The 13,197-nt window shown below is 49.0% G+C and carries 13 protein-coding genes; 8 read left to right on the top strand and 5 right to left on the bottom strand.

Annotated features, from left to right (window positions below):
- Positions 1 to 177: 177 nt before the first annotated feature.
- Complete coding sequence (locus ACGCCZ_RS02680; protein WP_054323265.1) at positions 178 to 1,053, bottom strand: LysR family transcriptional regulator; 876 nt, start codon at positions 1,051 to 1,053, stop codon at positions 178 to 180.
- A gap of 157 nt (positions 1,054 to 1,210) precedes the next feature.
- On the opposite strand from ACGCCZ_RS02680, the gene ACGCCZ_RS02675 reads away from it, so the two are divergent.
- Positions 1,211 to 2,335: a M20 metallopeptidase family protein gene (locus ACGCCZ_RS02675; RefSeq protein WP_411655211.1), complete on the top strand. Its 1,125-nt coding sequence runs from the start codon at positions 1,211 to 1,213 to the stop codon at positions 2,333 to 2,335.
- A 387-nt stretch (positions 2,336 to 2,722) separates the two neighbouring features.
- Here ACGCCZ_RS02675 and ACGCCZ_RS02670 read toward each other — a convergent pair whose 3' ends face one another.
- Both ACGCCZ_RS02670 and ACGCCZ_RS02665 read right to left on the bottom strand, forming a co-directional pair.
- A complete protein-coding gene (locus tag ACGCCZ_RS02670; protein ID WP_054323263.1) occupies positions 2,723 to 3,256 on the bottom strand; it encodes a GNAT family N-acetyltransferase in 534 nt (177 codons plus the stop codon).
- Positions 3,246 to 3,656, bottom strand: coding sequence for a Fur family transcriptional regulator (locus ACGCCZ_RS02665; RefSeq protein WP_054323262.1), 411 nt, complete (start codon positions 3,654 to 3,656; stop codon positions 3,246 to 3,248). Before ACGCCZ_RS02665 ends, ACGCCZ_RS02670 begins: the two co-directional genes overlap by 11 nt.
- Before the next feature lie 245 nt (positions 3,657 to 3,901).
- Here ACGCCZ_RS02665 and ACGCCZ_RS02660 point away from each other — a divergent pair, with 245 nt between their 5' ends.
- The 5 genes from ACGCCZ_RS02660 (at position 3,902) to ACGCCZ_RS02640 (ending at position 9,979) form a co-directional block, all read left to right on the top strand.
- A complete protein-coding gene (locus tag ACGCCZ_RS02660) occupies positions 3,902 to 5,038 on the top strand; it encodes a cysteine desulfurase family protein (protein ID WP_054323261.1) in 1,137 nt (378 codons plus the stop codon).
- 17 nt (positions 5,039 to 5,055) lie between these two features.
- Positions 5,056 to 6,234, top strand: coding sequence for a tRNA uracil 4-sulfurtransferase ThiI (thiI, locus tag ACGCCZ_RS02655; RefSeq protein WP_054323260.1), 1,179 nt, complete (start codon positions 5,056 to 5,058; stop codon positions 6,232 to 6,234).
- A gap of 139 nt (positions 6,235 to 6,373) precedes the next feature.
- Complete coding sequence (locus ACGCCZ_RS02650; protein WP_054323259.1) at positions 6,374 to 7,633, top strand: competence/damage-inducible protein A; 1,260 nt, start codon at positions 6,374 to 6,376, stop codon at positions 7,631 to 7,633.
- A gap of 42 nt (positions 7,634 to 7,675) precedes the next feature.
- Positions 7,676 to 8,155 carry a hypothetical protein gene (locus ACGCCZ_RS02645; RefSeq protein ID WP_054323258.1) on the top strand — a complete coding sequence of 160 codons (480 nt, stop codon included), beginning with the start codon at positions 7,676 to 7,678 and terminating at the stop codon, positions 8,153 to 8,155.
- 6 nt (positions 8,156 to 8,161) lie between these two features.
- Complete coding sequence (locus tag ACGCCZ_RS02640) at positions 8,162 to 9,979, top strand: serine hydrolase domain-containing protein (RefSeq protein WP_411655210.1); 1,818 nt, start codon at positions 8,162 to 8,164, stop codon at positions 9,977 to 9,979.
- Positions 9,980 to 10,167: 188 nt separating this feature from the next.
- Here ACGCCZ_RS02640 and ACGCCZ_RS02635 read toward each other — a convergent pair whose 3' ends face one another.
- Both ACGCCZ_RS02635 and spoVAC read right to left on the bottom strand, forming a co-directional pair.
- Entirely contained in the window at positions 10,168 to 11,055 is an 888-nt protein-coding gene (locus ACGCCZ_RS02635; protein WP_411655209.1) for a stage V sporulation protein AD, read from the bottom strand.
- A gap of 151 nt (positions 11,056 to 11,206) precedes the next feature.
- Positions 11,207 to 11,620, bottom strand: a complete 414-nt coding sequence (gene spoVAC, locus ACGCCZ_RS02630) for a stage V sporulation protein AC (RefSeq protein WP_411655259.1) — start codon at positions 11,618 to 11,620, stop codon at positions 11,207 to 11,209.
- A 239-nt stretch (positions 11,621 to 11,859) separates the two neighbouring features.
- On the opposite strand from spoVAC, the gene ACGCCZ_RS02625 reads away from it, so the two are divergent.
- A complete protein-coding gene (locus ACGCCZ_RS02625; protein ID WP_054323254.1) occupies positions 11,860 to 12,618 on the top strand; it encodes a F420-0--gamma-glutamyl ligase in 759 nt (252 codons plus the stop codon).
- Between the two features lie 228 nt (positions 12,619 to 12,846).
- Entirely contained in the window at positions 12,847 to 13,029 is a 183-nt protein-coding gene (locus ACGCCZ_RS02620; RefSeq protein WP_054323253.1) for a hypothetical protein, read from the top strand.
- Positions 13,030 to 13,197: the final 168 nt, after the last annotated feature.

The following is a 13,197-nucleotide window of genomic DNA, read 5'->3' as shown; positions in this document are numbered from 1 at the left end:
TCCTCTTTCCGGAAAAATATTTGCGTTTAAAAAAGCGAGGGTATCTTTCAAGTCACTTCATGACTTTTGGGATACCCTCTTCTTTTTTGGGAAATTATAGATACATTTATCCTTGCGTTGGATATTAAAAATAAATTATTGCAAAATACAGTTTTTTAAAGTTTATATAAAAACAAATTATATGAAATGTATGGTGCTTTTTAAAAATTTAATCATCTCAATTTCTTGTTTAGTAGGTATAGTATCAGAAAGAAAAATCGCACATATATTCATCTTGAACTCATTACCTATTACCGGAATATAATAAAATTCTGGATTTTTTGAATGAGATGTAAGGGTTAAAAGAGAAATATGTTTATTATTTTTCAGTACTAAAAATAATTCATCTCTATTCTGTACTTTTAGAGAACGCTTAGAGTCATATATATTTCTAAGCACAGATTTTTCAGGCACTGCTGTATAATAAGTTAAAGGATATTCAAGGGTTTCACTGATAGAAATACTTTTTTTACCAGCAAGGGAATGAGTCTGGCTAACAATAGCGTATATTTGTACGGCTTCAAAAAGCATAAGATACTGCAAACTATATTGCCTTATTTCCTCTGCAAATTCGTTTAAATCTGCTTGATATACTGGCATAATTCCTATACGAACCTTTTGAGATACAACGTCATTTATTGTTTCAGATGGCTCTGTCCTGCGGAGCATATCAGAAACTAAAAAGCCCTGATCTTGAAATTTAAGAAGTGCTTCAAGAATATATGATAAATAAATAAATGAAATAGAAACTGTTTTATTATTAGTGGAGGACAGGTCTTCTATTTTTTTATATTCTGCAATAATATTTTGAGCTATTTTGATAAATTCCTCTCCTTTTTCAGTTAATTTCACACCTTTTGGTGTCCTCATAAAAATTGTAAATCCTAATTCTTTCTCACATCGTTTTACAATGTTATTTAATGAGGGTTGAGAAATATACAGCCTTTGTGAAGCTTTGTTAATGGAACCACATTGAGAAATAGCAATGAGTTGTTTTAAATGATGTATTTCCATAATTTTAATTTCCTTTCAGTTATAATGTATATGTTATAACTGATATAAAATTATACTTTAAGACAAACATATAAAAAAGAGATAAAATAATTATTGTAAAAATTTCAAGAAAGAGAGTGAGAATATGTATTCTTCAATTTATACTGAAAGTACAGTGATGTATAATGAGCTTATAGAATGGCGCAGAGAACTTCACAAAATACCTGAATTGGGACTTGAACTTCCTCAAACTGTTTCTTTTGTGAGAAAAAAGTTGACAGAATTTGGTATTCCATTTGAGACAAAGGTCAACGGAAATTGTGTTATTGGTTATGTGGGTTCAGGAGATAGATGTTTACTTCTTAGAGCAGATATGGACGGATTGTCTATGCGTGAAGAAAGTCATCTGTCTTTTGCTTCACAAAATGGCAATATGCACGCTTGTGGGCATGATATACATACGACTGCTTTGTTAGGAGCCGCCAAGATATTGAAAAAGCACGAAAAGGAATTAAAAGGAAAAATAAAATTATTGTTTCAGCCTGGGGAGGAAACATTTGGAGGCGCACAGGCTGTTATGTCTGAAGGAGTACTGGAAAATCCTAAGGTAGATTCAGCTTTTGCAACCCATGTAGCGTCCGTTATTCCCGTAGGAACAATCGCTTATGGCACTTTGACGGCTGCTTCTATTTGGGGCTTTAAAATAACGATAACGGGAAAAGGTACGCATGGTGCCATGCCTCAGAATGGAGTAGACCCTATCAATGTTGGAGTTCACATTTATCAGGCATTGCAGGAGCTAATTGCGCGTGAATGCGCTCCTGATAAGGAAGTAACATTGACAATAGGGCAATTCAGTTCTGGAACAGTAGGCAACATTATTCCAGAAACGGCTGTTTTGCAGGGAACACTTCGTACATTTAACAGTGAAATAAAACAATATTTAATTACAAGGATTAATGAAATCGTAAAAAATATCTCTAGTGCCTTTCACGCAGAAAGCAAAATAGATACTTTAACCGATACACCTGTCCTCTGTTGTGATGAAAAAAGAAACCAGGAAATCGTCAAAGCGTTAGAATCTATGAATCCAGAATTTAATATAGTATCTGGACTACATATAACTGCGTCTGATGATTTTGCAATATTTGCAAATAAAATACCGTCTTCTTACTTTGTAATTGGAGCTAAAGAGGATTCAGACACTATTTACGCGCATCATAATCCGAAAGTATGCTTCAATGAACAAGTTTTGCCAATCGAAACTGCGGCATATGCGTGTGTGGCTATGGATTGGGAATAATTTAGAAAACAATAAAAGAGCAAGGGAAATACACGCTTTTTGTGCAATCGCCCTGCTCTTTTTCTGTCATATCAAAGCTCATTCAATCATAGTAAATTCGTGGTAAAATAGTTGATTTTTTAGTTGATGAATAGTCCTTAAACGCTGTATTTACGCAGATAATCGGATTTTTATATCAGGTTTGCTTAACATTTAAAAAATGATTTTACCATGAATTTACTGCAATGGAGGGAGCTTCGCATGACAGGAAAATGTGTCGCGGCTTCCAACAAGGCACTTTTCTATTAAAAATAGTTGAATACAAGAATATTTATACAGTGTCATTCGCAAAATATCTAAACCAAAAATAAGGTTTACATAGGGCGCTGTTTTGTATGAACCAAGACCTCACGAATGAGGGCCGCCGGAAACGCAGCCGGTTTTGAGCCGTGCATATAGATAGGAATCCCACAGAACGCCGCGTTTATAGACACTGCATCGCATAGTGCCCTCCTTTTGAAATCCCGCCTTTTCCAGGACACGGCACGAAGCGAGATTGTAGACGAACGGTTCCGCATGGATCCGAACAAGATCATACGACGCAAAGCCGTACTCGCAGAACTGCCGGACAGCCGCAGTCATAATCCCCTGGCCCCAGAAAGGCTCGGCCAGCCAATATCCCAATTCTGCCGACCTACGTGCAATATCGCTTCCAAACGAAAGACTGATGCTGCCCGCCGCTTCCCCTTGAATCACAATAGCGCGGAAACATTGCCGGGAGGGGTCTGCATGGATACAGCTTTGAAGAAACTCCTCGGCGTCCTGCCGCGTGTATGGATAGGGAAATATGTCGCGTAGATTGGCGGCAACTTTCGGGTTGTTGGCATACCGGGCGACGGCTTCCACATCTTCCATCCGCCAGGGGCGCAGTTCAAATTCCATGGACAGTTTCCTCCTGTTCCTCTTTTTTTGCGCATTTGGGACATTTCCCGTAGATCGTCAGGGTATGGCTCTCCACCGTAAAGCCGGTTTCTTCCGCAATGGTGCGCTCCATCCCGGAGAGCGGACAATCACAGAGCTTTATTTTTGCATGGCATCCGGTGCAGACCAAGTAATGGCCGTGCTGTTCCCGGGCCAACGAATACCGTACAATACCGTCGCCAAAGTCGTTGCGCTCAACAAGTGCGCTGGCAGCGAAGCGTTCCAGATTGCGGTAGATGGTGGACAACGCCAGGGAGGGAAACGCCGCCTTCATCTGTGCAAAGATGTCCTCGGCGCTCAATGGCTCTGTGCTCTGACGCAGAACGCACAGCATGGCCTCGCGCTGTTTGGTATTTTTCATGGCGGCACTCCTTTCAACCGGAGGAAATTCCGGGAGGGGACGCCTGTGGCGCAAATGTTGCGCCACATATCCGGCCTTATGCCGGAGTGCCCGGCTTCTGCCGGGCGGGCGTCCCCGAAAACCTCTTCCTAGATTGATTCTTATTATAAACGGAAAATGCAAAAATGCAATGGCGCGCGTTGCTCTGGCTGCCAGGATGGTGTATAATATGGATTCATGAATTCATATATCGGAGGTCCTGTCCTTTGAAAGAAGCGTATCTTGACAATTCCTCCACCACCCGCGTGTGCGAGCCAGCTGCTGCAAAGGTGATGGAGCTGATGACGGAAAACTATGGAAACCCTTCATCCCTTCATACCCTGGGCTTCCGCGCCGAGCAGGCGCTGACCGAGGCGCGCCGCAATATCGCCGCAGCCTTGGGCGCCAAAGAGGACGAGGTGTTTTTTACTTCTGGAGGGACGGAAAGCAACAATCTTGCGATTTTTGGAGCAGCATATGCACGAAAACGCATGGGGATGCATATTGTCACCACGCAGATTGAGCACCCGTCTGTGACAAATGCTGTACGCCAACTTGAAAAGGAGGGCTGGGAGGTCACTTGGCTTCAACCTGACCGGGAAGGCCACATTTTGCCCGAAGCTGTACAGGAGGCGGTTCGTCCTGATACGACGCTGGTCACAATGATGGCGGTTAACAATGAGGTTGGGACGATCCTGCCTCTGGATGCGGCGGCACAGGCCATTGCAGCGAAGAAGGCGCCCGCATTACTCCATGTCGATGCAGTGCAGGGATTCGGGAAGCTCGATTTAAGGCCGGAGCGGAGAAAAATTGATCTACTGAGTATCAGCGCGCATAAGATTCACGGCCCCAAAGGGGTTGGCGCTCTATATGTACGCAAAGGCGTCCGTATTGCACCTCGCACTTTTGGCGGCGGACAGGAGCACGGAATGCGGCCTGGCACGGAGGGGCTGCCGGCCATCGGCGGTTTTGGCGCGGCGGTGAAAGCGCTTCCCCCTGTGAACGAAGGATTACGGCAGGCTGAAGAGCTCGCGGCTATTTGCCGGGAAAAGTTGCTGGCATTGCCCGGCGTGGAGTTCAATTCGCCAGAAGATGCATTGCCCTATATAGTCAATTTCAGCGTAGGCGCTGTCCGGGCGGAAACCATGCTGCATTTCCTTGCAGCACGTGGCGTTTATGTCTCGTCCGGGTCTGCCTGTTCGAAGGGGAAACAGAGCCCCGTCTTGGAAGCGATGGGGCTTCCAAGGGAACGGATTCAAGCAGCCTTGCGGGTTAGTTTTTCCCACTTGAATACGCTGGAAGATGTGGATGCCTTGGTGGAAGGCGTGCGGGAAGGCTTGGCCAGTTTGGCTGTTAAAAAATAAATGTAAGGATTTGTAAGATGAAAGAGATTATTTTAATCAAATTGGGTGAAATTGTATTAAAGGGGTTGAATCGCCAAAGTTTTGAATTCGCCCTGATTCGCAATCTCCGGCGGCGTCTGGAACCATTGGGGAAATTTGACATCCGTGAGGCGCAGTCGACCATCTATGTGGAGCCGTTACAAGAGGGGATTGACCTGGAAGCTGCGGCAGAACGGGTCGGAAAGGTGTTCGGTGTGATCGCCTTTTCCCGCGCCTGTATGGCAGAGAAGAATATGGACAGCATTTTGAAAACAACAGTGGACTATTTGCGCGACGAGCTTCGTACCATTTCGAGTTTCAAGGTGGAGAGTAAGCGCTCTGACAAGCACTTTCCGCTCAAGTCGCCGGAGATTTCTGCGGCAGTGGGGGAATATTTGTTGCAACAGTTCCCCAATCTGCATGTCGATGTGCACAACCCGGATTTGGAAGTACGGGTGGAAGTCCGCGATTTCGGCGCTTATATCCATGGGAAGGCTTTGCCCGGGGCAGGCGGCATTCCTGTAGGGACGGGCGGTAAGGCGGCGATTCTCATCAGCGGTGGGATTGACAGCCCCGTAGCTGCCTGGCAGATGGCTCGGCGCGGTCTGGAATTGACAGCGGTACACTTTGCCAGCCCTCCCTATACCAGTGAACGCGCAGAACAAAAGGTGGTAGATCTTCTGCAAAAGGTCAGCGAATATGCCGGCAGAATCTTTATGTTCACCGTGCCGTTCACCAAGATTCAGGAGGAGATTCGTGATAAGTGCCCGGAAGAATATTTTACACTGATTATGCGCCGCTTTATGATGCGGGCGGCGGAGCGTATTGCGCGCAAGGAAGGATGCTCAGCCCTGATTACCGGCGAAAGCCTGGGACAGGTGGCCAGTCAGACCCTACAAGCCATTGTCTGTACGGATGCAGCTGCGATGATGCCGGTATTCCGTCCGCTGATCGGTACGGACAAGAGCGAGATCGTCGCCATGGCGCGCAGGATTGATACGTACGATTTGTCCATTCAGCCATATGAAGACTGTTGTACTGTTTTTACGCCCAAGCACCCGCGTACCCGTCCGGAGATGGAAAAACTGTTGGAGGCAGAGGCGGCGCTGGATAAAGAGGCGCTCTTGGAAGATTGTGTAAAGCGTACGACCTTCCGAAAGATAACGCCGTACCGTTGACCTTTGGAACGGTACCTGAGAAGGGGAGATCACCTGGTGGATGTGTTTCCTCATAAGAGGCGTTGGGAGTCCCTTTTTATGGGGCGCAGATGGATGCGCGGAGTATCGGAAGTTTTGCCATGAGGAGGCTTACATCGGAATGAATGCGGAAATTATCTCTGTAGGCACGGAACTACTTTTAGGACACACGGTTAATACAGACACCACCTTGATCGCGCGGGAGCTGTCCGCCCTGGGCATTGACCTGCTTTTTGCCTGTACGGTGGGCGACAATGCGGAACGCCTGCGTGCGGCCTTGCGGGAAGCACTTTCGCGCAGTGATGTCGTGATTACCACCGGTGGCCTTGGTCCTACGGGGGATGATCTGACAAAGGAGACGATTGCGGAGGCGGCCGGGGTAGAGCTTGAATTGCATGAGGAGAGCCGCCAGCGGATTGAGACCTATTTTAAGGGACGTTACTGCGGAGAAAATCAATATAAACAGGCGATGCTTCCCAAGGGGTGCACGGTGTTTCCCAATGATGCGGGCACAGCGCCCGGCTGTGGTTTGGAGACGGATACAGGCAAGGTGGTAATTATGCTGCCCGGCCCGCCGGCCGAGATGGAACGGATGCTTCAGCGTTATGCAGTGCCCTATCTGGCCCAACGGGAACAGGCGGTCATCGTCTCGCAGATGGTACGGGTCTTTGGAATTGGAGAGGGCGCCGCGGAGGAAAAAATACGGGATCTGACCCAAGGGGCCAATCCGACCGTGGCGACGTATGCAAAAGAGAATGAGATGTTTGTCCGTGTGACGGCAAAGGCTGGATCGGTGGAGGTTGCTACCGCTCTATGCGCGCCCGTGGTGCGGGAAGTCTGTGCGCGATTGGGAGACTTCGTCTATGGAATTGATGTGGAAAGCCTCGAAGAAGTAGTGGTGAACAGCCTGCGGGAGAAAGGGTTGCATCTGGCAACCGCAGAATCCTGTACCGGTGGACTTGTTGCAAAGAGGCTGACAGACGTCCCAGGGGCGTCGGAGGTTTTTGAAATGGGAGCGGTGACCTATGCCAATACGGTCAAAAGTATGTTGTTGCAAGTGCCGGAGGACCTGTTTCCCGCTTACGGCGCGGTCAGCGAGCCAGTGGCGCGCGCCATGGCAGAGGGCGTACGAAAAAAGGCCGGGGCAGATTTGGGACTGGGTATCACGGGCCTCGCCGGACCTGGCGGCGGCACCCCCGAAAAGCCGGTCGGTCTGGTCTATATGGCGCTGAGCGATGGGGTGCATACCTGGGTGCGGCGGATGGACCCGCCAGGCCGTGTCAAGAACCGGTCTTGGGTGCGCGACCGTGCGGCGCATTATGCATTGGATATGGTGCGGCGGTATTTAGCAGGGATGCCGGTGGAGGGGAACGCGGTGTAAGCCGCGTTCCAACTTGTTTCAAAGAAATGGAGGGAAGAAGATATGGATGCTGGGCTGTTGTTTTTTCAAGCGCACCGCACCTCTCTGTGTGAACTGGAGGTGCGTAAAGCGGCAGCAAATCTGCGGGTTACAGTGCAGGGTGTCAACGCAAGTGCACGGTATGAGGGGTTGTGCCGCGCGTTGGCTTCCTTTTTAAAGAAATATCCGTTGCTCTATTTGGTAAGCGCAGTGGAAGGCGGTCGGTTGCTCTGTGCAGAGCCTGTATTCCGTGCTTTGCACGTCCCTTTGGATGAACACGGAGAGCCCGAACATGTACGCCGCCTGACTGGCTTTGATGCATGTGGATATCTGCTGGAAAGCCGGACCCAAGCGATCGTTTTGCTGCCAGACCTGCCGGAAGAGCTGCGGATTCAACTGCCCGGCACCCAGAGGCGCCTGGCAGAGAAATTTGGGCTCACACCAGTGCCTCCTCCAAAGGAAGTTGACTACGAGGCGTTGATCGAGCCCTTCTTTTCGAGGTGATGGTCGATGATGGATTTGCGTTCCCAGATGAAGGTTGTGGACTTGTTGATGAAGCTGTTCCGCGGCGATATGCAGCACATCAACCCCTATCCGTTTGTGCCGCAGAAGCACAAGAACATTCCAAACGCCGATTCGGGCGGACTTTTGCGTTCCATCCCGGAGCGCGAGGGTATTCCAAGCGGCCAGATACAGCGTTTTTTTGAGGAGTTGGATGCCTGTCCGTCCATTCATGTGCACAGTGCGATGGTACTCCGTCACGGGAAAATCATCGCAGAGGGAAGCTGGAAGCCGTATTCCGGCAGTTATCCTCATATGATGTTTTCCCTCTCCAAAAGTGTGGTGAGTATGGCGGTGGGGTTTGCCGTGCAAGAGGGACTTTTGAGCTTGGACGATCCAGCAGCGAGTTTCTTCCCGGATAAAAATGTACTGTTTCGCAGTGCACGGATCAGCGGTATTACCATACGCCACCTGCTGAACATGACCTCGGGCCTAAAATTCAATGAAGTGAACTCTGCAGTGGAAAAGGACTGGGTTCGTGCAATTCTACAGTCGGACTGTTCCTTTGAGCCAGGAACGGAATTCAGTTATAACAGTTTGAATACGTACCTGCTCAGTGCCATTCTTTACAGGAAGACGGGCATGGGATTGGTGGAATATCTGACGCCGCGCCTGTTCGATCCATTGGGGATTCACCATGTAAGTTGGGACGTATGCCCCTTGGGAATTGAAAAAGGTGGTTGGGGACTCTGGCTGCGGATTGTGGATATGGCAAAACTGGGACAGCTCTATTTGCAGCGCGGCCGTTGGACAGTGGATGGTGCTGAAAAGCAACTTCTGCCAGAAAGCTGGATTGCCGAATCTACCAAGATGGATACCCCCACCCGGGAAGGGGATTATTCCACCGGCTATGGTTACCAAATTTGGAGTTTTGGGGCAAAAGGCGCCTATCAGTTCAACGGGATGTTGGGGCAATATGTGATTGTTTTGCCGGAACGGGATATGGTGTTGGCTCTCACCAGCGGAAGCCCAAGCCTTTTTGCAGACGAGACATGCCACATTGTGGAGAAATATTTTGGCGATGGAGCGAAAGAACTTTCGGATGGTCCGTTGCCCAACGACATCCGCGCGCTGCGTTCTTTGCGCAGCGCACTGGGAAATTTGTATGCGATCCGGGAAACGGCTCCAAAGCCGAAACACGTATCCACCTTGACACGTATGTGGAGGCGTGTGTTTCCGGAAAAGCAGGAGGTTCCTACGGTTCCTCCGGAACTGCGCAAATGGAACGGCTGTCAGTATCAGCTGGAGAATAGTTCTGCGGCTTTGATGCCGCTGATCTTGCAGGGGACGACCAACAATTTTGGAGCAAACATTTCCAGGATTGGTATGGAATTTTCACCGGGAGAATGCCGCCTGATCGTAGAGGATGGCGCGGAGACAAATCTCATTGTGGCGGGCATGGATGGAATCCCGCGCAAAGGATGCATCACGCTCAATGGGGAGGTGTATGCCATCGGCAGCACAGCCCGCTTGACGACGGATGAGGATGACCGGCCGGTTTTGAAAGTATTTGTCTGTTTTACAGAGACGCCGAGCGTCCGGGTTCTCAAGTTTATTCTGTATAGCCCGGAGAAGATGCTGATTCGTTTTGACGAATTGCCAAGTGTGGAGGCGTCGCTCGAGGTATTGTTCTCCCTGGTGGGCGGCAGGGAAAATCAAAACAGCTTGAACAAGCTTTTTATGGATACGGTGGGACAGCAGCGCTTGGATGAACGCGTTGCGCAAGTATCACGGCCGAGGGTGAAGGCCACCTTAGTGAAGCCATAGGCAGCCGCCCGCCGGGCGCAAATGCGCCCGGGCCGGAGAGGGGTCTCCGGCGAAAACGCATAGGAGATGCGTTTGGCGGGCGGCGGTTTCTGGCGCACAATGGTTTCAAACAAAAGAGAGGGTATCCCAAAAGGCATGAAATGCCTGGAAGGGATACCCTCTCTTTCGGAATGAAGGAAATAAACAAATTAGTCTGCTTTTACCTGAGATTCCAGAAACACCAGATGGGCAATGCCGGGAATACTTTCACCCTGTTGTGAGGATGTGGTGGACATCAGAGCGCCGGTGCCAAGAAATAGTACCTTCTTGAGTTCCCCAGAGGAAAGCTGTTGTAAAATAATCGAGCACAGGACCGCCGCGGAACATCCACATCCGGAACCACCGGCGTGGACGTCTTGCGCTTGACGTTCATAGATCATCAGGCCGCAATCATTGTGTATTTCGCGGATGTCGATGCCGTCCTTTTCCAAAATTTCGTCCATCAACTCACACCCCACGGCACCAAGATCTCCAGTCAGTATCAGATCGTAGTCCGAGGGAGAGGTGCCGGTGTCGGTCAAATAGTCGTGCAAAGTTTGTGCAGCAGCGGGGGCCATTGCAGCCCCCATGTTGTTGGCATCCTTAATGCCCAGATCAGCGATGCGCCCAAAGGTCACCGCGTTAACCTTGACTTCTCCACGGCCGTGGGCCCCCACTACAACGGAACCCGCCGCCGTAGCGGTCCACTGGGCGGTCGGGGTGCGTTGGCCGCCGTATTCTAGAGGGAAGCGGAACTGCCGTTCCGCAGAACAGAAGTGGGAGGACGTAACAGCGACAGCACGCCGTGCAATTCCTGTTTCGACAAACAGCGATGCGAGCCCCAGCGTTTGGGCCATTGTAGAGCATGCGCCATATTGTCCCAAGAAGGGAATCCCCAGGCTGCGCAGGCCAAAGGTAGAGGAAATACATTGGTTTAATAGGTCGCCTGCAAGGATGTAGTCCACATCTTTCCCCTCTAAAGCGGCTTTTTTGAGTGCGGTTTCCACCGCTTCGGTTTGAAGCTGGCTTTCTGCCTTTTCCCAGCTTACATCTCCCAAGGTGTTGTCCGTATGGCTGACGTCAAAAAAGGCGCCCAGGGGCCCCTCTTTCTCTTTTTCCCTGCAATAGAGGCAAAACCGAGAATTCCTGGGCTCTTATCCATCTGTAGAGTATACTTTCCAATTCTGGTCGGCATGGAAGCACCCCCTTTCAATACATCTTAAAGAGGAAGATAATCAACCCGTAAATGATGGAGGCACACGTTCCATACACCAGTACAGGCCCTGCGATGGAAAACATTTTTGCACCAATGCCCATGACATAACCTTCGCTTTTGAATTCCATTGCAGGGGAAACAATCGCATTGGCGAATCCAGTGATTGGAACCAGAGTGCCCGCGCCGCCGTGCTTGGCGATCTTATCATATACTTTCAGACCGGTGAGGATGGCGCTCAAAGCGATCAGTGTGATGGAAACAAATGCCTTGGCTGTTTTTTCTGGGAGTTCAAACGACAAAAAAAGCGTAGTCAATGCTTGTCCAAGCGTACAGATTGCGCCTCCGATTAAAAACGCCACAACACAGTTGCGCAAGACCTTTGAGTTTGGAGAGGCCTTTTGAGCCATCTGTTGGTATTCGGTTTTTGTGACTTTAATGTCCAAATCCGTTCACATCCTTTTTATCATATCTACCTGCTATTTTGGCCGAATCGCCCGGCTTTATACAATTTTTACCGGATTGGATGGCAGGCAAAAGATGACCCTATTTCGTAAGGAAATCGAAAGATTTTGATAAGATGGCCTTTCCAACTGCCCGTATGTTTTGCCGTATACTACATCCATCGGAAAAGAAGGAGGCATTTCCTATGGAGTTTTATGCGAACGAAGGGAAGCAGGTCTGCATCGACGTGGAAGGAAATTGGTATATGCGCCACGCTATTCACACCCATCGGATTGGCGTGGGGGAGGATTACATCGATCTGGTGCGGCGCTATGTTGCGCCGCTCTATCGGCCTGGGGATATCCTTTCCATCAGCGAAAAGATTATCTCTCTCTGTCAGAAGCGCGTGATTTATAAAAAAGATGTACGGGTTAGCCTGTTGGCGAAATTTTTATCGCGGTTTGCCTCTCGTAGTACAGCGGGCATTGGCGTGAACAATCCATACAAGATGCAGATTGCCATTCAACTGTGCGGGAGGAAAAAAATCCTTTATGCAGCTGCGATGGCAGCCATTGGCAAGCTGTTTTGCAGGCGCGGCATTTTCTATGAGATTGCAGGCCCGGAGGTCAGTGGCTTGGATGGTTTTTACAGTCATGCTTTTCCAGAATACGGTGAATTTGGGATTCTTCTTCCTGTGCGTTCTGAAGAAGTTTGCACGGAGATTTCCCGTCGGTTGGGTATCGCCTGTATGATTGTTGATGCCAACGATTATGGCGTAGAAATTCTGGGAAAGTCGGAGGGCCTTCGCATTCCAGACGAAATATTAACTGCAATGGTTCGAGATAACCCCGCTAATAATTTCCGGGAACAGACACCTTTTGTGTTGATCCGTCCCGTGGAAAAGCTCCGATTGGAATGGAAGTGCGAAAAAACGACGGAACGGGCTAGGTACCGCACCGCATGATGAATCGTGAAGGTATAAGAAGATCGAATCGTTTATCATCACAACCTGCAAAATAGCGCCTCCCCCAGATGTACAGCTGGAAGAGGCGCTATTTTTTATACCGATTGTCGGAGGATTTGGCAGAAGTCCTTTTCTTAAAGAATATGCATGGATGGTTGTCCCCGTCCCTAGACGGTCCATCGATTTGTTCTTCTAGGAGGTTTCTCCATAGGCAGGGCCAACTCCCTTTTGCATAAAGTTCTACCCTTTCTACAGCCGAAGGGGCGCGTGATCGACAGACAAAAGGCGGGTGGTATCATAGCCCAGATGTATGAACAGAAGGTCAAGAGGATGGCGGTTCTATGGATTGCCTTTATGCATCGCCGCCCAGTTCCGACTATCCGTTATTTTTCCAAAGCACGATCGATTTAAGAATAAAACGCTCTCTGTAAAGAATGAAAGTCCCATGGAATTCTTTTTGAGTGGTATAGAGGTATTTAGGATTTTGAACTCTGTTAAAAAGACTTGCGTAAGGTAACCGGATGATACAATCATCCGGTACAGCGGGATTGCATTGTAAAGCAGTAGCCATTGTGGTCG

The sequence above is a fragment of the Anaeromassilibacillus sp. SJQ-1 genome (genome assembly GCF_046693725.1).
In the GTDB taxonomy this organism is placed as follows: Bacteria; Bacillota; Clostridia; order Oscillospirales; family Acutalibacteraceae; genus Anaeromassilibacillus.
This window is presented reverse-complemented; position numbering and strand designations above follow the sequence as displayed.

What these genes read in the sequence shown, in the direction of transcription:
- ACGCCZ_RS02680 (WP_054323265.1), bottom strand. Translation starts at nt 1,053, where the DNA reads ATGGAAATACATCATTTAAAACAACTCATTGCTATTTCTCAATGTGGT.
- ACGCCZ_RS02650 (WP_054323259.1), top strand. Translation starts at nt 6,374, where the DNA reads ATGAATGCGGAAATTATCTCTGTAGGCACGGAACTACTTTTAGGACAC.
- ACGCCZ_RS02665 (WP_054323262.1), bottom strand. Translation starts at nt 3,656, where the DNA reads ATGAAAAATACCAAACAGCGCGAGGCCATGCTGTGCGTTCTGCGTCAG.
- spoVAC (WP_411655259.1), bottom strand. Translation starts at nt 11,620, where the DNA reads ATGGCTCAAAAGGCCTCTCCAAACTCAAAGGTCTTGCGCAACTGTGTT.
- thiI (WP_054323260.1), top strand. Translation starts at nt 5,056, where the DNA reads ATGAAAGAGATTATTTTAATCAAATTGGGTGAAATTGTATTAAAGGGG.
- ACGCCZ_RS02645 (WP_054323258.1), top strand. Translation starts at nt 7,676, where the DNA reads ATGGATGCTGGGCTGTTGTTTTTTCAAGCGCACCGCACCTCTCTGTGT.
- ACGCCZ_RS02670 (WP_054323263.1), bottom strand. Translation starts at nt 3,256, where the DNA reads ATGGAATTTGAACTGCGCCCCTGGCGGATGGAAGATGTGGAAGCCGTC.
- ACGCCZ_RS02625 (WP_054323254.1), top strand. Translation starts at nt 11,860, where the DNA reads ATGGAGTTTTATGCGAACGAAGGGAAGCAGGTCTGCATCGACGTGGAA.
- ACGCCZ_RS02640 (WP_411655210.1), top strand. Translation starts at nt 8,162, where the DNA reads ATGATGGATTTGCGTTCCCAGATGAAGGTTGTGGACTTGTTGATGAAG.
- ACGCCZ_RS02675 (WP_411655211.1), top strand. Translation starts at nt 1,211, where the DNA reads ATGTATAATGAGCTTATAGAATGGCGCAGAGAACTTCACAAAATACCT.